Genomic DNA, 21,851 nt, shown 5'->3' on the forward strand with positions numbered 1-21,851 from the left:
GGCTGGCAGTATACCCAGCAGTCTCAGGCGCCGACAGCCATACCTGCATCATCCGACCGTCCAGCCGGCTCGCCAGTTCCTGTCATTGGCCTGTCACCGAGTTGCGGCATAAAGAGTCCGAACCCTGATAGGAAGCTTCGCCATGTTGTCTCTGCGCCGCCTGTTCAGCCCCAGCAAGCCGATGCGCCACTTTGCCCTGCTCGATGCCGCAGGCCGCTGCTGCGCCTTGCGTCAGTGTCGGGAACGCCCCAGCAATGGGCGCTGGGTCGAAGTCCATGAGTCGCGCATGACCTGGCTGGGCTCGCCACTGCCCGCCAGCGCCCATGTCATGGAGCCCAGTGCACCGGCGCGCACAGGGCGCGCGCTGGCCGCCTGACACGCCGGCTATCGAAGATGACGATCCGTCAGAAAGCGGTCACCTCGAGTCATCGCGCGCAATAAAAGTCACGTCAGGCGATCAATTTCGTTTCATTCACCGTTATACTCACGCCCCGATTATAAGGACGCCTCCTGATCGGGCCGCACCCCCTCACCGAAGCTCAGGTTTCGGCCCCGCCTCAGAGAGTCGCCCACTTCGTCTGCCACCCGGCCAGTCGTCCTCCGCCCGCACCAAGCGCTTGTTGCACATCTGCAATGCATGCCATGCGTGAGCCGAAGACATGCCCAGGCAGACGAGCTTTTGAGGTTCGACGCTCCAAAAGAGCGCGATAAAAAACGGTTTTAACAACTTCACAAGAGTGTGGCGAAAAAATGAACGAATTGGCGTCCGTGGAAAGGAGCCTTAACCCTCCCCTCCGTACGGCCAGGCGAGGAGCCTGAACCAGCGGAATGGCCCCGGCAGGCCTGCAGGCCGGCCCATCTGGTGCAGTATTTCTTGGAGAGAGGTTAATGGCGCATAACGATTACCAAAGCGTAGATGTGGTGCTGGTTGGCGCTGGCATCATGAGTGCGACCCTGGGCGTGCTGCTCAAGGAACTCGACCCCGGTCTCACCCTGGAGGTGCTGGAGCTGCGTGAATCCGGCGCGGTGGAAAGCTCCAACCCCTGGAATAACGCAGGCACCGGCCATGCCGCCCTGTGCGAGCTGAACTACACCCCGGAAGGCTCCGATGGCAGCATCGACATCAAGAAGTCGGTGACCATCAACACCCAGTTCGAAGAATCCAAACAGTTCTGGGCCTACCTGGTAGACAAGGGCGCGATCAAATCGCCGAAGTCCTTCATCAACCCGGTGCCGCACATGAGCTTCGTGCGTGGCAACAGCGGCATCGCTTTCCTCAAGAAACGCTTCGAAGCGCTGCGTCAGCATCACGCCTTCGAGCACATGGAATACACCGAGGATCGCGCCACCATCGCCGACTGGACGCCACTGCTGCTGCCAGGCCGCGACGCCAATGAGCCACTGGCCATGACCCGCGTGCAGGCCGGCACCGACGTCAACTTCGGCGCGGTCACCCAGCAGATGCTCGACTACCTGAGCTCCCTGCCGGACGCCAAGGTCACCTGCAACCAGAAGGTCACCGACCTCAAGCGTGAAGGCGAACACTGGCTGGTCAGCATCAAGGACACCCGTTCCGGTGCCAGCCGTCAGCTCAAGAGCAAGTTCGTCTTCCTCGGCGCTGGTGGCGGCGCGCTGCCGTTGTTGCAACTGTCCGGCATCCCCGAAGGCAAGGGCTTCGGCGGCTTCCCGGTGAGCGGCCAGTGGTTGCGTTGCGACAACCCGGAAATCGTCAAGCAGCACCAGGCCAAGGTCTACAGCCAGGCTGCCGTGGGCTCGCCGCCCATGTCGGTGCCGCACCTCGACACCCGCGTGGTGGATGGCAAGAAATCCCTGCTGTTCGGCCCGTATGCCGGCTTCACCACCAAGTTCCTCAAGTTCGGCTCGTTCCTCGACCTGCCGCTGTCCGTACGCCCCAACAACATCGGCCCGATGCTGGCGGTGGCGCGCGACAACATGGATCTGACCCGCTACCTGATCAAGGAAGTGATGCAGTCCGAAGCGCAGCGCCTGGAAACCCTGCGCGGTTTCTACCCGGAGGCCAAGGCCGAGGACTGGCGCCTGGAAGTGGCCGGTCAGCGCGTGCAGATCATCAAGAAGGATCCGAAGAAAGGCGGCATCCTGCAGTTCGGCACCGAACTGGTGGCGGCTGCGGACGGCAGCATCGCGGCCCTGCTCGGCGCCTCGCCGGGTGCTTCGGTCACCGTCTCGATCATGCTCGATCTGATCCATCGCTGCTTCCCGCAGCAGGCCAAGAGCGAAGGCTGGTCGAGCAAGCTGGACGAGATCTTCCCGGCCCTGGCCAAGGTGCTGGCCACCGACGCCGAGCGTTACCGCGAAGTGCAGGCGCAATCGAACCAGCGTCTGCAACTGGACGCCCCCAGCGTCTGAGGATGCCAGCCGCACAAAAAACCGCCCCTCGGGGCGGTTTTTTTATTGGCTCATCACTGACGCCAGGGCAGGATCGGGATGGCCGTCACCGCATTTTGCGGGCTGCCCTCGATCACCCGGTCGCTGTAGACCAGATACACCAAGGTATTGCGCTTCTGATCGAAGAAACGCACCACCTGCATGGTCTTGAACACCAGCGAGGTGCGCTCCTTGAACACCTCCTCGCCGTCCTCGAGCTTGCCCTTGAAAGCGATGGGCCCGACCTGACGGCAGGCAATCGAAGCCTCGGCGCGATCCTCGGCCAACCCCAGCCCACCCTTAACGCCACCGGTCTTGGCGCGCGACAGGTAGCAGGTCACGCCCTCGACCTTGGGATCATCGAAGGCCTCGACGACGATCTTGTCGTTGGGCCCCACCCACTTGAACACGGTCGACACCTCGCCGATGGTATCTGCCGCTGCCAGCGTCGGCAGCATCAGCAGGCTCAGCGCATATCCCTTGAACGAACGCATGACAAGCTCCTCCGATTGAAACGGGTCAAACCAGGATCAGGTTATCGCGATGAACCAGCTCGGGCTCATCCACGTAGCCCAGTAATTTCTCGATGGCATCGGATGGCTGACCGATGATCTTCTGCGCCTCCAGGGCACTGTAGTTGGCCAGGCCGCGGGCAATCTCGCGACCTTCCTGATCGACGCACACCACCATCTCGCCACGGCGGAAGCTGCCCTGCACGGCCTTCACGCCGACCGGCAGCAGGCTCTTGTGATCCTGTTTGAGCGCCTTGACCGCTCCCGCGTCCAGCACCAGGGTGCCACGGGTCTGCAGATGGCCCGCCAACCATTGCTTGCGCGCCGCCAGCAGACCACGCTCGGGCGCCAGCAGCGTACCCAGACGCTCGCCGCTCTTCAGGCGAGCCAGCACCTGCTCGATGGCCCCCCCGATGATGACCGTGTACGCACCGGAGCGCGCAGCCAGACGCGAGGCACGCAACTTGGTCTGCATGCCGCCCCGGCCCAGCGCACCACCGACGCCCCCAGCCACGGCGTCCAAGGCCGGATCATCGGCACGCGCTTCGGAGATCAGCTCGGCATCGGGGTTGTGGCGTGGGTCGGCGTTATACATGCCGTCGCGGTCGGTGAGGATCACCAGCAGATCGGCTTCCACCAGGTTGGCCACCAGCGCGGCCAGGGTATCGTTGTCGCCGAAACGGATCTCGTCGGTGACCACGGTGTCGTTCTCGTTGATCACCGGGATCACGTCGAGGTTGACCAGAGTGCGCAAGGTGCTGCGCGCGTTGAGGTAACGCTTGCGATCGGACAAGTCGTCATGGGTCAGCAGGATCTGCGCGGTGCGCATGCCATGTTCGGCGAAGCTCGACTCCCAAGCCTGTACCAGGGCCATCTGACCGATGGCAGCGGCGGCCTGCAGCTCGTGCATCGCGCTAGGTCGGCTGGTCCAGCCCAGGCGGCTCATGCCGGCCGCCACCGCGCCGGAGGACACCAGCACCAGTTCCACGCCCTGCTCACGCAGCGCAACCATCTGCTTGACCCACACGGCCATGGCCGCACGATCCAGCCCGCGCCCGTCAGCGGTCAGCAAGGCACTGCCAATCTTCACCACCCAGCGCTGCGCGCCGGTCACCTTGTCACGCATGATCTTCCAACCTTAGCCAGAAAACGATGGGCTCCAGCCCACCTACAAAAACGCCGCAATTAAGCGGCGTTGGAAATTTGCTTAATCCCGGACGTAAATGATTTCCGGGCCGTCGTCATCTTCATCATCGAAGAAGTCATCGTCTTCGTCGATATCATCGACGCTGCGCACACCCGATTTACGCAATGCGCGCTGGTCATCCATGGCCTGCAGACGGGCGCGAGCCTCGTCCTCGATGCGCTGATCCAGCTCGGCCAGTTCTTCGGCGAAGACCGGATCCTCGGCGATGCGCTCGCCGCGCACTTCCAGGTAATGCATGATGTCGCGGCAGATGCGCTCGGTGCCGTCGCGACTGATGGCCGACACCACGTAGACCGGGCCTTCCCAGTTCAGACGGGCGACGATATCGGCCTTGCGTGCCTCGCGCTCCTCTTCGGGAATCTGATCCATCTTGTTCAGCACCAGCCAGCGATCACGCTCGGCCAGCGCCGGGCTAAAGCGGCCCAGCTCGTCGATGATCACCTGCGCAGCCTCGGCCGGATCGCTCTCGTCCAGCGGCGCCATGTCCACCAGGTGCAGCAGCAGGCGCGTGCGCGCCAGGTGCTTGAGGAAGCGGATACCCAGGCCGGCACCTTCCGAAGCGCCTTCGATCAGACCGGGAATGTCAGCGACGACGAAGCTCTTGAAGCGGTCGACGCTGACCACGCCCAGGTTCGGCACCAGGGTGGTGAAGGGGTAATCGGCGACCTTCGGCTTGGCAGCCGATACGGCGCGAATGAAGGTGCTCTTGCCGGCATTTGGCAGGCCCAGCAGACCGACGTCAGCGAGCACCTTCAGCTCCAGCTTGAGATCACGCTGATCACCCGGCTTGCCTGGTGTGGTCTGCCTTGGCGCACGGTTGGTGCTGGACTTGAAGCGGGTGTTGCCCAGGCCGTGCCAGCCGCCCTGAGCGACCATCAGGCGCTGACCGGCCTTGACCAGGTCACCGATGACTTCCTGAGTGGCGACGTCGATCACCGTGGTGCCGACCGGCACCGGCAGGATCAGATCCTCACCCTTGGCGCCGGTGCAATCGGTGCTGCCGCCTTTCTCGCCGTTCTGGGCGAAGAATTTGCGGGTGTAGCGGTAGTCGATCAGCGTGTTGAGGTTCTCGTCGGCTTCGAGGAACACCGAGCCACCGTCACCACCGTCGCCACCGTTGGGGCCACCTTTTTCGATGAACTTCTCGCGGCGGAAGCTCATCATGCCGTTACCGCCGTCACCGGCTTTTACAAATATCGATACTTCGTCGACGAATTTCATGGATATGCCTCCCGCAATAATGCGGGTCAACAGAACAACGTACAGGCCCTTGCCGGATGACCCCACGCAAGCTGCGCGGCATTGCGGGTCATCGGGCAAGAACCCAAGAATACAGAAACAAAAAAGCCCCGTCCTACGGACAGGGCTTTTCCAGCGCGTAGGCGATTAGGCCTGAACGACGCTCACGTAGCGACGGCCGAAAGCGCCCTTCACTTCGAACTTGATCACGCCTTCGACTTTGGCGAAGAGGGTGTGATCCTTGCCCATGCCCACACCGAAACCGGGGTGGAACTGGGTGCCGCGCTGACGCACGATGATGTTGCCGGCCTTGATGACCTGGCCACCGTACATTTTCACGCCAAGGCGTTTACTTTCGGAATCGCGGCCGTTACGGGTAGAACCGCCAGCTTTTTTGTGTGCCATGAGTCAATACTCCTATAAAGGGATCGGGGCCGACGAATCAGGCCTGGATGCCGGTGATTTTGATCTCAGTGAACCACTGACGGTGGCCCTGACGCTTCATGTGGTGCTTACGACGGCGGAACTTGATGATGCGCACTTTGTCGTGACGGCCTTGCGAAACGACTTCGGCAACCACTTTGGCGCCGTCAACGACCGGAGCACCGATCTTGACATCATCACCATTGGCGACCAGCAGAACGCGGTCGAAGGTGATGGCTTCACCGGTAGCGACTTCGAGTTTCTCGACTTTCAGGAACTCGCCTTCGGCAACTTTGTATTGCTTGCCACCGGTAACAATTACTGCGTACATGGTAAATCTCCGTTGATCCTGCTCACCCAGCGCTTTAGTAGCATGGTTATTGGCTGGCATGGCTGCTTGGGGCCGGAAGTGACACCCTTGCAATTGCGTAAGGCAGGGAAATGCCCAGGGGGAAGTTCAGGGTGCGCGATTGTACGCAAGCACTGGACACGGCGCAAGGGCCGCAGGCGCTTACCTTGACAGCCCCCACCCCGCCACCTAGCATGCCGCGCAACCTCAAAGGAGCACCTGTCGCCGATGCAACCCCAGGCTTTCTACCGCGTGGTAGCGGACGATTTCACCGCCGTCGATGGCATCATTCGCCAGCAGGTGGTTTCCCGCGTGCCGCTGGTGGAAAAGATCGGCGACTATATCATCTCCGCTGGCGGCAAACGCCTGCGTCCGCTGCTGGTACTGCTCAGCGGCCGCGCATTGGGCTACCAGGCCGACGACCTGCGCCTGCTGGCCGCCACCATCGAGTTCCTGCACACCGCCACCCTGCTGCACGACGACGTGGTCGACATGTCCGACATGCGCCGTGGTCGCAGCACCGCCAACGCCCAATGGGGCAACGCGCCAAGCGTGCTGGTGGGCGACTTCCTTTATTCACGCTCGTTCGAAATGATGGTCGAGCTCGGCTCCATGCCGGTGATGAAGATCCTCTCCCACGCCACCCGCGTGATCGCCGAAGGCGAAGTGTTGCAGCTGTCCAAGGTGCGCGACGCCAGCACCACGGAAGAGACCTACATGGAAGTAATTCGCGGCAAGACCGCGATGCTGTTCGAGGCCTCTACCCATGCAGCAGCGGCCCTGGCCGGCGCCAACGAAGCGCAGCGCGAAGCCCTGCGCACCTTCGGTGACCACCTGGGCATTGCCTTCCAACTGGTAGACGACCTGCTCGACTACAAGGGTGACGCCGCCGAGCTGGGCAAGAACGTCGGAGATGACCTGGCCGAAGGCAAGCCGACCCTGCCGCTGATCTACACCATGCGTGAAGGCAGCGAAGAACAGGCTGCCCTGGTGCGCCGCGCCATTCAGAAGGGCGGTATCGAAGACCTGGAAAGCATCCGTGCCGCCGTGGATGCTGCTGGCGCTCTGGATTACACCGCGCAGCTCGCCCGCGACTACGCCGAACATGCCATTGCCTGCCTGGACGTGCTGCCTGCCGGCGAATACCGCGATGCGCTGGTCGAGTTGAGCCGCTTCGCTGTCGCGCGTACGCACTAATCGAGACCGGTAGCCCGCATGCAATCCGGGGCGGTTTACGGGATATAGCCATTCCCGGATTACATCCGGGCTACGGGTTCGCGATACACAGCGCTGGCACACACAAAAACGCCCCGAACCAGTCGGGGCGTTTTTCGTTTCGGCGCTGTGGATTACAGGCGCAGACCGCCGTCCAGCTCCAGGATGCGACCGGTGTAGTAGTCGTTCTCCAGGATATAAGCCACCGAGTGCGCGATCTCGGCTGGCTTGCCCATGCGCTTGAGCGGAATGCCGGCCGTCATTTTCTCCAGCGCTTCCGGCTTCATGCTGCCGGTCATTTCGGTTTCGATGAAGCCCGGCGCCACGCCCGCCACACGAATACCGTAGCGCGCCAGCTCCTTGGCCCAGACCACGGTGTCAGCCGCAACACCGGCCTTGGCGGCGGAGTAGTTGGCCTGCCCCATGTTACCGGCGCGGGAAATGGAGGAGATATTGATGATCGCGCCTTCGTTCTTCAGCTCGATCATCTTCGCCGCCACTTCACGGGTGCAGAGGAACACACCGGTCAGGTTGACGTCGATCACCGACTGCCACTGCGCCAGGCTCATCTTGGTCATTTCGCCATCCTTCACGCGGATGGTCAGGCCGTCACGCAGAATGCCGGCATTGTTGACCAGGCCGTTGATGGCGCCGAAGTCATCGGCCACCTGGGCGACCATGTGCGTGACCTGCTCTTCATTGGCCACGTTGCACAGGTAGGCGCGGGCGTCACCACCGGCCGCCTTGCAGGCCGCCACGGCCTCGTCGAGTTTTTCCTGGTTCAGGTCGACCAGCGCCAGCTTGGCGCCCTTCGCCGCCAGGTATTCGCCCATGGCGCGGCCCAGTCCCTGGCAACCGCCCGTGATGATGATGACCTTGTCTTTGAGTTGCATCGCTTACATCCCCTAGATGTGCAGCATCTATCAACCCCGCTGACCCCCCGAAGCGCTATGCTAGGGCGTCTGTCCGTTTATGACGGATCTTCTGCGAGGAGTCATAAGGTGAGCGTGAAAGCCGGCAAGCATGCACGAGAATTGCTGCTCAAGGAATACCGTGGCGTGCTCAGCACCCACTCCAAGGCCATGCCGGGTTTCCCGTTCGGATCGGTGGTGCCCTACTGCCTGGACGCCGAAGGCCGACCACTGATCCTCATCAGCCGCATTGCCCAACACACCCACAACCTCAAGCAGGATGCCAAGTGCTCGCTGCTGATCGGCGAGCGCGGCGCAGAGGATGTGCAGGCAGCCGGCCGCCTCACTCTGCTCGCCGAAGCACGACAGTTGCATGACGAGAGCGAAATCGAAGCGGCCGCACAGCGTTATTACCGCTTTTTCCCCCAGTCACGCGACTACCATCGGGCGCATGACTTCGATTTCTGGCGGCTGGAGCCGGTGCGCTGGCGTTTCATCGGTGGTTTTGGTGCGATCCACTGGCTCGACGAGGTCGCCCAGCACAATCCATTCGCGACCGATGGCAGCGAGGCCAGCATGGTCGAGCACATGAATGCCGATCATGCCAACGCCATCGCCCATTACGTGCAACTGGCCGGGCTGCCCGAGCATGAACCTGCCGAGATGGTCGGTGTCGACTGTGAAGGTTTCCACTTGCGCATCGGCCAGGGCCTGCATTGGCTGCCCTTCCCAACGGCCTGCAAAAACCCGGGGCAGGTGCGCGAAGCCCTGGTGGCGCTGGCCCGCGCCGACAAATGGCCTGAGTCTGGTGACGCTTAAGCTTGAATTCAGGCCAGTACCCCATATTTAGTCCCTACTGGAAGCTTGCTTCCGCCCAGGATCCCAAAGCCATGCGTGCGTTTCTGTTTCTGTTCCTGCTGTTCCCGATCATCGAACTGGCCGTGCTGATCAAGGTCGGCAGCGCCATCGGCGTGCTGCCCACGGTGTTGCTGGTGATCGGCACCGCCATCCTCGGTAGCGTCCTGCTGCGCGTCGCGGGCGTCGCCACCGCCTGGCGTGCCCGCGAAAAACTGGCACGTGGCGAAATGCCTGAGCAAGAGATGCTCGAAGGCCTGCTGATCGCCGTCGGCGGCGGCCTGCTGCTGCTGCCAGGCTTCATCAGCGACATTTTCGGCGTACTCTGCCTGATCCCCTTCACCCGCCGCCTGCTGGTCGGCAAGATCCGTCGCCGCGCCCAGGAACAAGCCCTGCGCCAGCGCGCCTTCTTCGACGACGCCGCTGCGCGCACCGGCAAGACCCATCCCAACGTGCTCGAAGGCGAGTACGAACGTCGCGACTGATCCCGCTCACGGGCGCCCGTTCGCGGCGCCCGCGCTGTAAAAAATTTTCACCCCGCCCCTTGAAATGCCTTTCCCCGCCCACATGTAGCAGTCACCGCAAGGTGCCCGCCCTCGAAGGCGGTCCGACTTTCGCGGTGCGCCCAGCGTGCCGCTCCCGGCCTAGCCGGACTTTACAAACCCGCCGACCACCAAGAGTCGGCAAGTTGGCCATTCAATTGTTAGGAGAGATCGACAATGAAGCTTCGTCCTCTGCATGACCGCGTCGTGATCCGTCGCAGCGAAGAAGAGACCAAAACCGCAGGTGGCATCGTGCTGCCGGGTTCGGCCGCCGAGAAGCCGAACCAAGGTGAAGTCGTTGCCGTCGGTACCGGTAAGGTTCTGGACAACGGCGAAGTCCGTCCGCTGGCCGTCAAGGTCGGTGACAAAGTGGTATTCGGCCCCTACTCCGGCAGCAACACCGTCAAGGTCGACGGCGAAGACCTGCTGGTCATGGGCGAGCACGAAATCCTCGCTGTCATCGAAGCCTGATCCCCGCATATCTCCGGATAACCATCAAGAATTGAGGAGCAATCAACATGGCTGCTAAAGAAGTCAAGTTTGGCGATTCCGCCCGCAAGAAAATGCTCGTTGGCGTCAACGTACTGGCCGACGCCGTCAAAGCCACCCTCGGCCCGAAAGGCCGTAACGTGGTGCTGGCCAAATCCTTCGGCGCCCCGACCATCACCAAAGACGGTGTGTCGGTTGCCAAGGAAATCGAACTGAAAGACGCTTTCGAAAACATGGGCGCCCAACTGGTGAAAGACGTTGCCTCCAAGGCCAACGACGCTGCCGGCGACGGCACCACCACCGCGACCGTTCTGGCTCAAGCCATCGTCAACGAAGGCCTGAAGTCCGTCGCTGCCGGCATGAACCCGATGGACCTGAAGCGCGGCATCGACAAGGCCACCACCGCCATCGTTGCCCAACTGAAAGAGCTGGCCAAGCCGTGCACCGACTCCAAGGCCATCGCCCAGGTCGGCACCATCTCCGCCAACTCCGACAACTCCATCGGTGACATCATCGCCGAAGCGATGAACAAGGTCGGCAAAGAAGGCGTCATCACCGTCGAAGAAGGCTCGGGCCTGGAAAACGAACTGTCCGTCGTAGAAGGCATGCAGTTCGACCGTGGCTACCTGTCCCCCTACTTCATCAACAAGCCGGACACCATGGTGGCCGAGCTGGACGGCCCGCTGCTGCTGCTGGTCGACAAGAAGATCAGCAACATCCGCGAACTGCTGCCGGTTCTGGAAGCCGTTGCCAAGGCTGGCCGTCCGCTGCTGATCGTGGCTGAAGACGTCGAAGGCGAAGCCCTGGCTACCCTGGTCGTCAACAACATGCGTGGCATCGTCAAAGTCGCAGCCGTCAAGGCGCCGGGCTTCGGCGACCGCCGCAAGGCCATGCTGCAGGACATCGCCATCCTGACCGGCGGCACCGTGATCTCCGAAGAAGTTGGCCTGTCCCTGGAAAGCGCCACTCTGGAGCACCTGGGTAACGCCAAGCGCGTAGTGCTGAACAAGGACAACACCACCATCATCGATGGTGCTGGTGCCCAGGCCGACATCGAAGCCCGCGTTGCACAGATCCGCAAGCAGGTCGAAGAAACCTCTTCCGACTACGACAAAGAGAAGCTGCAAGAGCGTCTGGCCAAGCTGGCTGGCGGTGTTGCCGTGATCAAGGTTGGCGCTGCCACCGAAGTCGAGATGAAAGAGAAGAAAGCTCGCGTTGAAGACGCCCTGCACGCCACCCGCGCCGCAGTGGAAGAAGGCGTGGTGCCTGGCGGTGGTGTGGCCCTGGTGCGCGCCCTGCAGGCCATCGACGGCCTGAAAGGCGACAACGAAGACCAGAACGTCGGTATCGCTCTGCTGCGTCGCGCTGTCGAAGCGCCGCTGCGTCAGATCGTTTCCAACGCCGGCGGCGAGCCGAGCGTAGTGGTCGACAAGGTCAAGCAAGGTTCGGGCAACTTCGGCTTCAACGCTGCTACCGATACCTACGGCGACATGATCGAGATGGGTATTCTCGACCCGGCCAAGGTTACCCGTTCGGCCCTGCAAGCTGCTGCCTCCATCGGCGGCCTGATGATCACCACCGAGGCCATGGTTGCCGACGCGGCTGACGACAAGGCTCCGGCCATGCCTGATATGGGCGGCATGGGCGGTATGGGTGGCATGGGCGGCATGATGTAAGCCGACCGGCTCCCTCGCTGTAAGAAGAACCCCGCGCTTGCCGCGGGGTTTTTTTATGGACATGGGAATATTCTTTGCTTAAGTTCAGCGACTAGCTTGCTTCGGCTTCCTGTAAACACATCAGCAAAGAAGAACAACAATATGCCCGCCACCATTTCACACGACATGCCCCAAGATACCTTCCAAGCGTGGTGGCAACGCCAAGGCGAGTGGGTCGAAGAACCCAACGTTCGTCGTGGCGGAGAAAGTGGCGTACAGCGCTTGTCTGATCGCGGCAGTGTGCTCTACGCCAAACGCCAGGTCGGCCACGTCTACCGCAGCCTGCTGCATCCCTTCGGGCGCCTGACCATCCTGCGTGAGCGCAGCGCCCTGCTAGCCCTGAACAAATTGGGTGTGCGGGTGCCGCGCCTGGTCTACTGCGGTATCGACAATGATCCAGTACAGGGTTGGCGTGGCGTACTGGTCACCGAAGCACTGGAAGGCTTCGAGGAGGTCGAGCAGTGGTATGCCAAAGGCGGACGCGAGGCCTGTGGCGAAGCCAAGCATGCTCTGCTGATGCAACAAATCGGGGCAACCCTGGCGCGAATGAACCTGGGTCGTTGGCAACACGGCTGCCTGTACGCCAAACATGTGTTCGTGCGCATGAACGGCGATCTACCTCAGGTCGCCTTGCTCGATCTGGAGAAGAGCCGCCAACGCCTGAGCCGTGTACGCGCCGCCCAGCATGACCTGCGCCAACTGCGCCGGCACAGCCCCTGGAACGACGAGGATTGGCAGCAGCTCCTCGATGGTTACGCCCGTGTCTACCCGGGTGGCCTGAAGAACCTCTGAAGCTCCCCCGAGCGGCTTGTCATCAGGCCGTAACCATTGGTCAGGAAACTTCTGACCTGATCCGTGATCGACTAGGGTTACCAAAGAGCGTTCGGCAGCGCCATCAAAGGGTTAGCAAAATGAAATTAGAAATCGCTAGAGGTGCATTCCTCGTCGCCGCCCTTGGCATCACGGCTGTTGCCGCGGCGGCCTGGCAGCAACCGGGCCCGCGCATTCTGGAAGCGCGCGAGTGCAGCGCAATCCCCTGCAGCATCCCTCTCGTCCGCAAACAGGTGCAAACGGAGATTCAGCCGGACGCCAACCTGCTGCTGCTCATGTTTGGCCTGCAAACGGCCATGAAAGGCGAGCAGTAACGTTCGCCTGACTCCTGGGGTGGCCGGTACGCCGGCCGCTCGGGGTGCCAGCGAGCAGTACACCGCAATGGCCAATTCCGCTCGTATACATCGCTCGGCGCACTGTTCGCTGCACTCCTGAGTGCGCCCTACCAATGGAAAACGCCGGCATAGTGGCGTTTTAGAGCGGTCCGTTCAGTTTTGGTTAAGTAAGAATCCTTATCGTTGCCCTGGAAGTGACCGGCTGGTCACAGGCGTTTGGTCAGCAGTCGAGAACGTCACTCATGAAAATGACAGGAGATTCAACGATGAACTCAACCGCTTCCCGAACCGGTATCCCCCTGCGCCCCGTACCCAAGGATCAGGCCCAGGCCGCCCTGCACCAGCTCATTCAGGGCTTTCGGCGTTTTCGCCAGGAGGTCTACCCGCAGCAGCAGGCTCTGTTCAAGCGTCTGGCCTCGGCGCAATCGCCCAGCGCCATGTTCATCACCTGCGCCGATTCGCGTATCGTCCCCGAGCTGATTACCCAGAGTGACCCCGGCACCCTGTTCGTCACCCGTAACGTGGGCAACGTGGTGCCGCCCTATGGGCAGATGAACGGCGGCGTATCCACCGCCATCGAGTACGCGGTGCTGGCGCTCGGCGTGCAGCACATCATCGTATGCGGTCACTCAGACTGCGGCGCAATGAAAGCCGTGCTCAACCCGGCCAGCCTCGATGGCATGCCCACGGTGCGCGCCTGGCTGCGCCATGCCGAAGTGGCACGCAGCGTGGTGGCGGACAACTGCAACTGCGGTAGCGCCCATGAAACCCTTGGCGTGCTGACCGAAGAAAACGTCGTCGCCCAGCTCGACCACCTGCGTACCCACCCGTCCGTCGCCGCACGCCTGGCCAGCGGCCAACTGCATATCCACGGCTGGGTCTACGACATCGACAGCGGTGGTATCCGCGCCTACGACGCGGCCTCGGGCAAGTTCCTGGCGCTCGACGGCGACGAGCAGCCCTGCGCCACCCCGCAACCGCGCTACGCCAACGCCTGATCCCACCAATTCCCCTATGCCTGCGCCGATCAAGGCGCGGGCACGGGCTGCGTTTGCCCACGCGTTGGGCAAGGAGAGATAACACCATGAATGTATTTCGCACACTGCCACGGGACGCGCTGGCGTCAGTGGTGGTCTTTCTCGTCGCCCTGCCGCTGTGCATGGGCATCGCCATCGCCTCCGGCATGCCGCCGGCCAAGGGCCTGATCACGGGCATCATCGGTGGCCTGGTGGTCGGCTTTCTCGCCGGCGCACCGCTGCAGGTCAGCGGCCCGGCAGCCGGCCTCGCGGTGCTGGTGTTCGAGCTGGTGCGCACCCATGGCATGGCCGCGCTCGGCCCCGTACTGCTGCTGGCCGGCCTGATCCAACTCGCCGCCGGCACGCTACGCCTGGGCGGCTGGTTTCGCGTCACGGCACCGGCGGTGGTCTACGGCATGCTCGCCGGTATCGGCATTCTTATCGTGCTGTCGCAGGTGCATGTGATGATCGATGCTTCGCCCCAGGCATCGGGCCTGGACAACCTGCTGGCCTTCCCCGGCGCCATGCTCGATGCGCTGAGCCTGGCCGGTGGTAACGCCATGATCGCCGGCGCGGTCGGCCTCGGCACCATCGCCAGCATCTGGCTGTGGGAACGCTTCCGTCCGGCGCCCCTGCGCTTTCTGCCCGGTGCCCTGGTCGGCGTGACGCTGGCCACCCTGGCCAGCCTGTGGCTGGCACTGCCGGTCAAGCGCGTGGAACTGCCAGCCAACCTTGGCGACGCCATCGACTGGATCACCCCGCAAGGGCTGGCCAGCCTGGCCGATCCGCAATTGCTGGTCGCCGCCCTGGCCCTGGCCTTTATCGCCAGCGCCGAGACGCTGCTGTCCGCCGCCGCTGTCGACCGCATGCACGACGGCCCGCGCGCGCACTTCAATCGGGAGCTGTCCGCCCAGGGCATCGGCAACATCCTCTGCGGTGCGGTCGGCGCCCTGCCGATGACTGGCGTGATCGTACGCAGCTCGGCCAACGTGCAGGCCGGTGCCAGTGGCCGTACCTCGACCATCCTCCATGGTGCCTGGCTGCTCGCCCTAGTCGCTTTGCTGCCCGGCGTGCTGCAAAGCATCCCGGTGGCCAGCCTCGGCGCGGTGCTGGTGTATACCGGTTGCAAGCTGGTCGATCCCAAGGCCATGCGCAGCCTCGGTCAGTACGGGCGCGCGCCGGTGTTCATCTACATCGCCACCGCGCTGTGCATCGTCTTCACCGACCTGCTGACCGGCGTGCTGGTGGGCTTCGGCCTGACCCTGCTGAAGCTGGTGTGGAACGCCTCGCGCCTGCGCATCAAGCTGGTGCCGACCGGCTCCGAAAACGCCGAGCTGCGCATGAGCGGCGCCGCCACCTTCCTGCGCGTACCGCAGTTGGCCAAGGTGCTGGCCAGCGTCGAACCCGGCACCCGCCTGCACCTGAGCCTGGCGCGGGTCAGCTATATCGACCACGCCTGCATGGAACTGCTGGAAGACTGGGGCCGCTCGGCCCGCGCCCAGGGCGGCGACCTGGAGATCGTCGAAGGCGCCGCACTGAAACGGCGCGTGGAAGGCCGGCAACGCACCGCGCTGGCCTGACAGATTACGCATGGTGGCACATACAAATCAGGCGAAATCGGCGACTCTATTGCAGTTGCCACTCACCTGGAGCCCACCATGCGCCTGCCCCATCTTTGCACCCTTGCCCTGCTGCTCAACCTTGGCGCCTGTGGCGCGGGTGAAACCGCCGCCACCGCCAGCCTGCAAGCCAAGCAGGCGCAACAGGCCCAGCAGCAGATGCAGCAGCTCAAGCAGCAGATCGACCAGGCCAACGCAACCAACAATCAGCGCCTGCAAGAGGCGCTGAAGCAGACGCAATAGCAGCGGTTGTTAGCAACCTGAACGGCAGCCGTCCGACCTCTACAAAGGCAGCCAGCGCAGGAACCAACGAAACGGCGAAAAGTCTGCAACACAGGCGTATAACTCACGCCTGTAGTCTCGGCCCCTCCCTGTCGAAGCATCGCGGAACCCACACTTTATGGATTGGCACCAAGCCCTTACCGACAGCCTGATCTGGCTGGCCATCGCGTCACTGTGCACCCTTGTCGGCTTCAGCCTCACCGCCTTCGCCCTGGTGCGGTTCACCCGCTGGGGTCGGCAATTCTGGCAGATCGCCGGGCCCTACCTGAGCCCGCGCAACAGTTGGCGACCGCTTGCGACCTTCGCCCTGCTCCTGCTGCTGTCGCTGTTCGCGGTGCGCATGAACGTGCTGTTCTCCTTCTGGTACAACGGCTTCTACAGCGCCTTGCAGGAGCTGGATCAGAAGGCGTTCTGGTTCATGCTGGGGATCTTCGCCATCCTTGCCGCCATCCATGTGACGCGGGCGCTGTTCGACTTCTACGTCAGCCAGGCGCTGAGCATCCACTGGCGCACCTGGCTCAACCAGCGCCTGACCGATGACTGGCTCAAGGGCGACGCCTACTACCGTGGCCAGTTCCTCGACCAACCGATCGACAACCCGGATCAGCGCATCGAACTGGACGTCGCCGCCTTCGTCTCCGGCTCGCTCAAGCTCTCGCTCGGAGCGGTCAGCTCGCTGGTCTCGCTGGTAGCCTTCAGCGCCATTCTCTGGGGGCTGTCCGCGCCGCTGACGGTCGCTGGCGTGGAGATCCCACGGGCGATGGTGTTCGCCGTGTACATCTACGTGATCATCGCCACGCTGATCGCCTTCCGTCTCGGCCGCCCGTTGATCCGCCTGAACTTCCTCAACGAACAACGCTCGGCCAACTTCCGTTACGCCCTGGTGCGTCTGCGTGAATACGCCGAGAACGTCGCCTTCTACCAGGGCCGCGACGTCGAGCGGCGCACCCTGCTCGGCCGCTTCGGCGCACTGGTGGAAAACCTCTGGGCGCTGGTCTATCGAAGCCTGAAGTTCGACGGCTTCAACCTCGGCGTCAGCCAGGTGGCCGTGGTCTTCCCCTTCATCCTCCAGGCACCGCGCTTCTTCAGCGGCGCCATCAAACTCGGCGACGTGATGCAGACCGCGCAGGCCTTCGGCCAGGTGCAGGACGCCCTGTCGTTCTTCCGCAGCAGCTACGACACCTTCGCCCAGTACCGTGCCACCCTCGACCGTCTGAGCGGCCTGCTCGATGCCAATCAGCAGGCCCGCGAGCTGCCGCATGTCACCACCAGCACCCAGGCCAGCGGCCTGAAAGTCGAGAACCTGCACCTGCAACGCCCGGACGGCCAACTGCTGGTCGATGGCCTCAACCTTGATCTGCACCCCGGCCAGGCCCTGCTGGTGCGCGGCCCCTCCGGCTGTGGCAAGACCACCCTGCTGCGCGCCCTCGCCGGCCTCTGGCCCTACGCCGACGGCCAGGTAGCGCGGCCCACCGGGCACCAGGCGCTGTTCCTCGCGCAACGCCCGTATCTGCCGTTGGGTGACCTGCGCAGCGCCCTCGCCTACCCCGCCGAAGCAGGCGACGACCGCGAGTGTATGCAACAGGTGCTGGAACAAGTCTGCCTGCCGCACCTGGCAGGTCGCCTGGACGAACCCGGTGACTGGAGCCGCGTACTGTCCCTGGGTGAACAACAACGCCTGGCCTTCGCCCGCCTGCTCTACAACCGCCCGGCGGTGGCCTTCCTCGACGAATCCAGCTCGGCGATGGACGAAGGGTTGGAACAGTCGCTCTACATCCTGCTACGCCGCGAACTGCCCGACACCCTGCTGATCAGCGTCGGCCACCGCCACACCCTCGCCGCCTTCCACAGCCACCAGCTCGACCTGGATGGCAAAGGTGCCTGGCAACTGAGCAGCCGCAACGGCTGATTCAACGCAAAGCGCCATAGCCTTTCGGGCTATGGCGCAGAGCCATCATTTCGCAGTAAGGTCGGTGCATCGCCCTCGCAAGGATGCACCATGGCCAGCAAGCCCTCCCCACTATTCTGATCGATGCGGATAGCGCGCCGGTCGCTATCGCCAAAAGCCTTATCGAATCCAATGAAAAAGTGGACAAGCGTTGTGTTGTCCACCTTATGACTGTCCGGGGTATTTGCTATGAGTCAGAAAAATGGCGTCCAGCAGTGATAGAAATCCAGCGAGCTCACGCCTAAACGAGTAAGCCTAGCGCTGCTTATAACCATGCTCAGTACCTTAAAGAATCTACAGAGATGATGCAGGCACAGGTCGATGCCATCAGGTTTGGCAAGCATCCTTGTATCGCGTAGAATCCAAAGGTTTTTCCGTCTGTCGTATTTGGTTGCTTTAGGGATAAATGGAATGGATTTTGCTGCATTTAGGGAAATTTACCCTCTCCGCGAGCCGAAAGCGGAGTGCATTAAGAACGAAGATGAACTGGTTCTGTTGCCCCCAAACGAAAGATTAGGACTGCTTCAGTTCCCTAAAGATGCCTCAGACGATGTGATAATTAGCTCTGTTCCACGTAGCCATTCCGAGCGGGGACAGCTATACCTCTGGGTGGTTGCAGCTAATGACGTCCCTTTTGCGTTAGAAAGTGCTCCTTTTGGTCAGGGACTTGAGACAGGAAAAATCAAGCACACAAACCTGACTGGAGGCGAGAGTGCTCATTGCGGCGGAGAATTGTGGTTTATAGCGGAGGGGCGCTTGCTGCTGAGTGCTTCATCCGGGCGCTATGGACCCAAAAGTGAACAAGAAATGACCGATGTAGCTCTGGCGTTTAAGAACGAAGGATTTGAAGTTGCCTCGCTAGGCTTTGATGTAGAAACCGGTTATCCATGTACGGTATTAGTTGGTGAGCCAAAATGGATGTGAAGTGGACTGATAAAGAGCTATCAAGAGTTTTCGGGACTGAAAGTTCTGGTAGCACCTTAGAAGAGCGTGCCGCAACATCGCGTCGTCTCTTTGTTCGCAGTCAAATTCAAATAGGGTTTGACAATGAACGAGCTAAAGGACGCAAAATAAATGCCAAAGAGGCATTAGACACCTTTGGTGAAGAAATTCTCTATGGATTGACTGAGAATGATGCTGTCCCAATATTATTGGACGCTCTAGAACCAGGCAAGACCATAAAAGAACGCCGAATTAATATGGCGCTTTCGCTCGACAATGTAGCGAGAGCGGTACATATTGACGAACAAGCTCTCAAGGATTTTGAGAACTCTCAAAGCATACTCCCATTCCGTACTATAGAAAGTATTGCTAGGACCCTGGTATTGGATGAATCTCTTTTAGGTCATCAACCAGGTGCCGGTGGAGATTACGCACTTGGCGTACGTTTGCGAGAATTCCTTGGAGCTGCCGATCAAAACCTGAACTCATTCACCCCTCAAATGGTTATGCGTTTGAGCGATGCCGCATGGGTAATAAAACGTCAGAATGCGCTACAGGTTAAGCTCGGGCGTTCTCAGGTCGAGGCCATAAGATCGCTCGGAATCAAACCGGACAATAATTATATATACCCTGCCTGGCGCCGCGGTTTCGAGTTAGCAGCCCTTACGCGCACCGCACTGGGAATCGGCCCTCATGATGCAATCGAAAGCATGCGAGTCCTTGTAGAGGATAATCTTTGCATCCCCGTAGTTCAGGCACAGTTTAATAAGAAATTTGCTGGTGCAACTATTGCGACAGGTGACGAGGATCGAGGTGTTGTACTAAATACTGATGGTCAAAATCAGAATGTTTGGATCCGGCGAAATACTTTGGCACATGAATTAGGGCACCTTCTGTGGGATCCGGGCCAGAGGTTGAACAAGCTGGTAGTGGATGAGTTTTCTGACTTTGAAGATTTTCAAAGCAACGATCCAGTTAGGAAGGATCCTGTAGAGGTACGTGCCAACGGTTTTGCCGTTGAGTTTATTGCACCCAGGAATGGCGTAGTGGAGGTATATAGTAGTTATAGCGACCCTGACGAGGGAATGATCGCTGTAATGGATTTTTACGGCGTAAGTTTCACTGCAGCGCGCTGGCAGCTAATTAACTCAAAAACTATAGCGTCAGATTTCAAGTTCGGTCGAATTGACACCCAACCTTCTGAAGACTGGAGAGCTAGAGAAGATTATACGCTTGATTATTTCCCCGTTACGGAGGTTCCTTACTCGCGGAGAGGGAGGTTTGTGAGCGTAGTAGTTCAGGCGTATGACTCTGGTCTTATCTCGGCCGACTCTGCTGCCTCTTATCTTGGCTGCAATAGTGAACAATTCTTGCAGCACAGGCAGGACATGGTCAACTTTTTCCAATAATTGATCGATTATCAGGCCGCACTTCGTGCGGCCTTTGGCTAATTAATCCACGCTGCACCTAATTGAGAGCCGCCAGCAAGTAGGGTGGACAACGCGAAGCTTGTCCACCATGTCTGGTAGCGCATCGATATCTCAGTCCTGCACCAATTGCCCCGTTCAGAAGGCCGAACGGAATCGTTGCGTAGAGGGTTGAGCGGCATGGATGCCGCGAGAGCCGCGATGGGCCAGGGACGGCCCTTCGCGGCGGGCCCTCGGAGCGACGATGGAGTGAGGGAAGTCGAGCGCAGCGAGACCCGGATGGTGGGGCTGTACGAGTCACTCACATGGGTTACAAAAAAGTTCAGTCACATGGGTGACACCTGCAGGGTTAGATACCCGTCCCGCTGCTCTCGTTCATCAAGCCGACCGATTACAACCGGGCCGAAGTGAACAGCCCAAAGTTCTTCGCCTATCTGTTCCAACCCAATCCGCTCATGTTTGAGCAAATGCCCCACATAGATCCGTAACCCTCTTCTGTTCAGGATACCGCTGCAGTCGGCCTTGTAGACCTCAATGTGGCTCGGGTACGCCAACTCGGGCAGTTGTTCTGGATAAGCACGCGGTGACTCCTGATAGCACTGCCGTGGTGTCTGCTGATTCAGGGCCTCATGGGGGCGTAGCTCGTTGTAGTACTGGATGAATTGATAGAAGCACACTTGCTGCTCCGTCATATGCGACGCTGCTGTTTGGATAGCAGCCTGCTTCAAGGTTCGGTGCATCCTCTCGTGCCGCCCATTCTGCTCAGGCCTTCCTGGCGCGATCCGTTCTGGAATGATCCCCAGGCGCAACCACCAGATCGATAACTGAGTCAGGCCTGTCTTGCCTGTGCTGGCGAAGGGAACGCCGTTGTCAGTCCTTAGACGCATGGGTAATCCATATGTACGAAACAGGCGCTCGAAGACGGCCTTGGTCTCCTCGAGACGCGTCCCCGGCATGCCTTCGCAGGCCAATAGGTAACGACTGGCGTGATCCATGACGGTCAGGGGATAACACCACTTGCCGTCACGCGTCAGAAACTGGCCTTTGTAATCGGCACTCCACAGTTCATTGGGTACATCAGCGGCCTGCAGGGGTTTTGGATAACTGGGTACCCGTCGGCGAACTTTCCGGGGCGTAATGAGCCCAGCCTCTTTGAGGATTGTGTAGATCGTGGTTCTGGAAGGGCTTTGCTCGGGGTAACGCTGCTCAACCAAGACCTGGATCTTTTTCGGGCCAAGATCAACTGTGGAGCGTCGCCGCAGATCAATGATGTACTCACGGATTACATAGGGAATCCGTTCTTGCTCATGCCTACGCCGGCTCCGCTCAACAAGCCCGTTCATTCCTGACCGCTTGTAGCGTTCAACCCACTTGTAGCCCGTCTTGCGGCTGATGCCGAATTGCTCGCATAGCCCCGTGAAGCTGTTTACCTGCCGGAGGTAATCAGCAATGAACATCACTTTTTCGTCCATAGGTTTCAGTTCTCGCCAAGGCATGAGGTCACCCTCCTGAGGAGTCCTCTGCCAGGTTAAAAACTGTTACCCATGTGCTTGAACCGATTTGTCACCTATGTGGGTGAGTCGTACCC

The 21,851-nt window shown here is 60.9% G+C and carries 22 protein-coding genes; 15 read left to right on the top strand and 7 right to left on the bottom strand.

The window, feature by feature from the left end:
• Positions 1–142: 142 nt before the first annotated feature.
• Together ACODS1_RS17185 and mqo are read left to right on the top strand one after the other, a co-directional pair.
• Positions 143–376 (top strand): hypothetical protein, encoded by a 234-nt coding sequence (locus ACODS1_RS17185; protein ID WP_489086609.1) that lies wholly within the window; start codon positions 143–145, stop codon positions 374–376.
• Positions 377–888: 512 nt separating this feature from the next.
• Positions 889–2,388 carry a malate dehydrogenase (quinone) gene (gene mqo, locus ACODS1_RS17190; RefSeq protein WP_489086610.1) on the top strand — a complete coding sequence of 500 codons (1,500 nt, stop codon included), beginning with the start codon at positions 889–891 and terminating at the stop codon, positions 2,386–2,388.
• Between the two features lie 53 nt (positions 2,389–2,441).
• Here mqo and ACODS1_RS17195 read toward each other — a convergent pair whose 3' ends face one another.
• From ACODS1_RS17195 to rplU, 5 genes are all read right to left on the bottom strand, one after another.
• The gene (locus tag ACODS1_RS17195; protein ID WP_489086611.1) at positions 2,442–2,900 is read right to left on the bottom strand and encodes a CreA family protein; all 459 of its coding nucleotides are present in this window, start codon (positions 2,898–2,900) and stop codon (positions 2,442–2,444) included.
• 25 nt (positions 2,901–2,925) lie between these two features.
• Positions 2,926–4,044 (bottom strand): glutamate 5-kinase, encoded by a 1,119-nt coding sequence (proB, locus tag ACODS1_RS17200; RefSeq protein WP_489086612.1) that lies wholly within the window; start codon positions 4,042–4,044, stop codon positions 2,926–2,928.
• A gap of 81 nt (positions 4,045–4,125) precedes the next feature.
• Positions 4,126–5,346 carry an Obg family GTPase CgtA gene (cgtA, locus tag ACODS1_RS17205; protein ID WP_489086613.1) on the bottom strand — a complete coding sequence of 407 codons (1,221 nt, stop codon included), beginning with the start codon at positions 5,344–5,346 and terminating at the stop codon, positions 4,126–4,128.
• 165 nt (positions 5,347–5,511) lie between these two features.
• Positions 5,512–5,769: a 50S ribosomal protein L27 gene (rpmA, locus tag ACODS1_RS17210; RefSeq protein ID WP_322980998.1), complete on the bottom strand. Its 258-nt coding sequence runs from the start codon at positions 5,767–5,769 to the stop codon at positions 5,512–5,514.
• Between the two features lie 37 nt (positions 5,770–5,806).
• On the bottom strand, positions 5,807–6,118 hold the full coding sequence (gene rplU / locus ACODS1_RS17215) for a 50S ribosomal protein L21 (RefSeq protein ID WP_159973539.1): 312 nt from the start codon (positions 6,116–6,118) through the stop codon (positions 5,807–5,809).
• A 246-nt stretch (positions 6,119–6,364) separates the two neighbouring features.
• Here rplU and ACODS1_RS17220 point away from each other — a divergent pair, with 246 nt between their 5' ends.
• Positions 6,365–7,333 (top strand): polyprenyl synthetase family protein, encoded by a 969-nt coding sequence (locus ACODS1_RS17220; RefSeq protein WP_489086614.1) that lies wholly within the window; start codon positions 6,365–6,367, stop codon positions 7,331–7,333.
• A 152-nt stretch (positions 7,334–7,485) separates the two neighbouring features.
• Here ACODS1_RS17220 and ACODS1_RS17225 read toward each other — a convergent pair whose 3' ends face one another.
• On the bottom strand, positions 7,486–8,244 hold the full coding sequence (locus ACODS1_RS17225; RefSeq protein WP_322981000.1) for an SDR family oxidoreductase: 759 nt from the start codon (positions 8,242–8,244) through the stop codon (positions 7,486–7,488).
• 108 nt (positions 8,245–8,352) lie between these two features.
• Between ACODS1_RS17225 and ACODS1_RS17230 the strand changes: the two genes are divergently transcribed.
• From ACODS1_RS17230 to ACODS1_RS17285, 12 genes are all read left to right on the top strand, one after another.
• On the top strand, positions 8,353–9,081 hold the full coding sequence (locus tag ACODS1_RS17230; RefSeq protein ID WP_489086615.1) for a HugZ family pyridoxamine 5'-phosphate oxidase: 729 nt from the start codon (positions 8,353–8,355) through the stop codon (positions 9,079–9,081).
• Positions 9,082–9,152: 71 nt separating this feature from the next.
• Positions 9,153–9,602, top strand: coding sequence for an FxsA family protein (locus ACODS1_RS17235; protein WP_489086616.1), 450 nt, complete (start codon positions 9,153–9,155; stop codon positions 9,600–9,602).
• A 234-nt stretch (positions 9,603–9,836) separates the two neighbouring features.
• Complete coding sequence (locus tag ACODS1_RS17240) at positions 9,837–10,130, top strand: co-chaperone GroES (protein WP_021700385.1); 294 nt, start codon at positions 9,837–9,839, stop codon at positions 10,128–10,130.
• 47 nt (positions 10,131–10,177) lie between these two features.
• The gene (groL, locus tag ACODS1_RS17245; RefSeq protein WP_322981003.1) at positions 10,178–11,824 is read left to right on the top strand and encodes a chaperonin GroEL; all 1,647 of its coding nucleotides are present in this window, start codon (positions 10,178–10,180) and stop codon (positions 11,822–11,824) included.
• A 141-nt stretch (positions 11,825–11,965) separates the two neighbouring features.
• Positions 11,966–12,655, top strand: a complete 690-nt coding sequence (locus ACODS1_RS17250; protein WP_489086617.1) for a lipopolysaccharide kinase InaA family protein — start codon at positions 11,966–11,968, stop codon at positions 12,653–12,655.
• A gap of 119 nt (positions 12,656–12,774) precedes the next feature.
• Positions 12,775–13,008, top strand: coding sequence for a hypothetical protein (locus tag ACODS1_RS17255; RefSeq protein WP_489086618.1), 234 nt, complete (start codon positions 12,775–12,777; stop codon positions 13,006–13,008).
• A 287-nt stretch (positions 13,009–13,295) separates the two neighbouring features.
• The gene (locus ACODS1_RS17260; RefSeq protein WP_489086619.1) at positions 13,296–14,027 is read left to right on the top strand and encodes a carbonic anhydrase; all 732 of its coding nucleotides are present in this window, start codon (positions 13,296–13,298) and stop codon (positions 14,025–14,027) included.
• Positions 14,028–14,113: 86 nt separating this feature from the next.
• Positions 14,114–15,625, top strand: coding sequence for a SulP family inorganic anion transporter (locus ACODS1_RS17265; protein WP_489086620.1), 1,512 nt, complete (start codon positions 14,114–14,116; stop codon positions 15,623–15,625).
• 78 nt (positions 15,626–15,703) lie between these two features.
• Positions 15,704–15,907, top strand: coding sequence for a hypothetical protein (locus tag ACODS1_RS17270; RefSeq protein WP_489086621.1), 204 nt, complete (start codon positions 15,704–15,706; stop codon positions 15,905–15,907).
• A 157-nt stretch (positions 15,908–16,064) separates the two neighbouring features.
• Complete coding sequence (locus ACODS1_RS17275) at positions 16,065–17,855, top strand: ABC transporter ATP-binding protein/permease (RefSeq protein ID WP_489086622.1); 1,791 nt, start codon at positions 16,065–16,067, stop codon at positions 17,853–17,855.
• A gap of 450 nt (positions 17,856–18,305) precedes the next feature.
• The gene (locus tag ACODS1_RS17280; RefSeq protein WP_489086623.1) at positions 18,306–18,818 is read left to right on the top strand and encodes a hypothetical protein; all 513 of its coding nucleotides are present in this window, start codon (positions 18,306–18,308) and stop codon (positions 18,816–18,818) included.
• A complete protein-coding gene (locus tag ACODS1_RS17285; RefSeq protein WP_489086624.1) occupies positions 18,809–20,245 on the top strand; it encodes an XRE family transcriptional regulator in 1,437 nt (478 codons plus the stop codon). Before ACODS1_RS17280 ends, ACODS1_RS17285 begins: the two co-directional genes overlap by 10 nt.
• Before the next feature lie 344 nt (positions 20,246–20,589).
• Here ACODS1_RS17285 and ACODS1_RS17290 read toward each other — a convergent pair whose 3' ends face one another.
• Positions 20,590–21,759, bottom strand: a complete 1,170-nt coding sequence (locus ACODS1_RS17290) for an integrase core domain-containing protein (protein WP_489086625.1) — start codon at positions 21,757–21,759, stop codon at positions 20,590–20,592.
• Positions 21,760–21,851 lie beyond the last annotated feature (92 nt).

This window comes from Pseudomonas sp. FG29 (genome assembly GCF_057809355.1).

Excerpts from the sequence above, each read along its gene's own strand:
- ACODS1_RS17185 (WP_489086609.1), top strand. The coding sequence starts at position 143 with ATGTTGTCTCTGCGCCGCCTGTTCAGCCCCAGCAAGCCGATGCGCCAC.
- mqo (WP_489086610.1), top strand. The coding sequence starts at position 889 with ATGGCGCATAACGATTACCAAAGCGTAGATGTGGTGCTGGTTGGCGCT.
- ACODS1_RS17195 (WP_489086611.1), bottom strand. The coding sequence starts at position 2,900 with ATGCGTTCGTTCAAGGGATATGCGCTGAGCCTGCTGATGCTGCCGACG.
- proB (WP_489086612.1), bottom strand. The coding sequence starts at position 4,044 with ATGCGTGACAAGGTGACCGGCGCGCAGCGCTGGGTGGTGAAGATTGGC.
- cgtA (WP_489086613.1), bottom strand. The coding sequence starts at position 5,346 with ATGAAATTCGTCGACGAAGTATCGATATTTGTAAAAGCCGGTGACGGC.
- rpmA (WP_322980998.1), bottom strand. The coding sequence starts at position 5,769 with ATGGCACACAAAAAAGCTGGCGGTTCTACCCGTAACGGCCGCGATTCC.
- rplU (WP_159973539.1), bottom strand. The coding sequence starts at position 6,118 with ATGTACGCAGTAATTGTTACCGGTGGCAAGCAATACAAAGTTGCCGAA.
- ACODS1_RS17220 (WP_489086614.1), top strand. The coding sequence starts at position 6,365 with ATGCAACCCCAGGCTTTCTACCGCGTGGTAGCGGACGATTTCACCGCC.
- ACODS1_RS17225 (WP_322981000.1), bottom strand. The coding sequence starts at position 8,244 with ATGCAACTCAAAGACAAGGTCATCATCATCACGGGCGGTTGCCAGGGA.
- ACODS1_RS17235 (WP_489086616.1), top strand. The coding sequence starts at position 9,153 with ATGCGTGCGTTTCTGTTTCTGTTCCTGCTGTTCCCGATCATCGAACTG.
- ACODS1_RS17240 (WP_021700385.1), top strand. The coding sequence starts at position 9,837 with ATGAAGCTTCGTCCTCTGCATGACCGCGTCGTGATCCGTCGCAGCGAA.
- groL (WP_322981003.1), top strand. The coding sequence starts at position 10,178 with ATGGCTGCTAAAGAAGTCAAGTTTGGCGATTCCGCCCGCAAGAAAATG.
- ACODS1_RS17250 (WP_489086617.1), top strand. The coding sequence starts at position 11,966 with ATGCCCGCCACCATTTCACACGACATGCCCCAAGATACCTTCCAAGCG.
- ACODS1_RS17255 (WP_489086618.1), top strand. The coding sequence starts at position 12,775 with ATGAAATTAGAAATCGCTAGAGGTGCATTCCTCGTCGCCGCCCTTGGC.
- ACODS1_RS17260 (WP_489086619.1), top strand. The coding sequence starts at position 13,296 with ATGAACTCAACCGCTTCCCGAACCGGTATCCCCCTGCGCCCCGTACCC.
- ACODS1_RS17265 (WP_489086620.1), top strand. The coding sequence starts at position 14,114 with ATGAATGTATTTCGCACACTGCCACGGGACGCGCTGGCGTCAGTGGTG.
- ACODS1_RS17270 (WP_489086621.1), top strand. The coding sequence starts at position 15,704 with ATGCGCCTGCCCCATCTTTGCACCCTTGCCCTGCTGCTCAACCTTGGC.
- ACODS1_RS17275 (WP_489086622.1), top strand. The coding sequence starts at position 16,065 with ATGGATTGGCACCAAGCCCTTACCGACAGCCTGATCTGGCTGGCCATC.
- ACODS1_RS17280 (WP_489086623.1), top strand. The coding sequence starts at position 18,306 with ATGGATTTTGCTGCATTTAGGGAAATTTACCCTCTCCGCGAGCCGAAA.
- ACODS1_RS17285 (WP_489086624.1), top strand. The coding sequence starts at position 18,809 with ATGGATGTGAAGTGGACTGATAAAGAGCTATCAAGAGTTTTCGGGACT.
- ACODS1_RS17290 (WP_489086625.1), bottom strand. The coding sequence starts at position 21,759 with ATGCCTTGGCGAGAACTGAAACCTATGGACGAAAAAGTGATGTTCATT.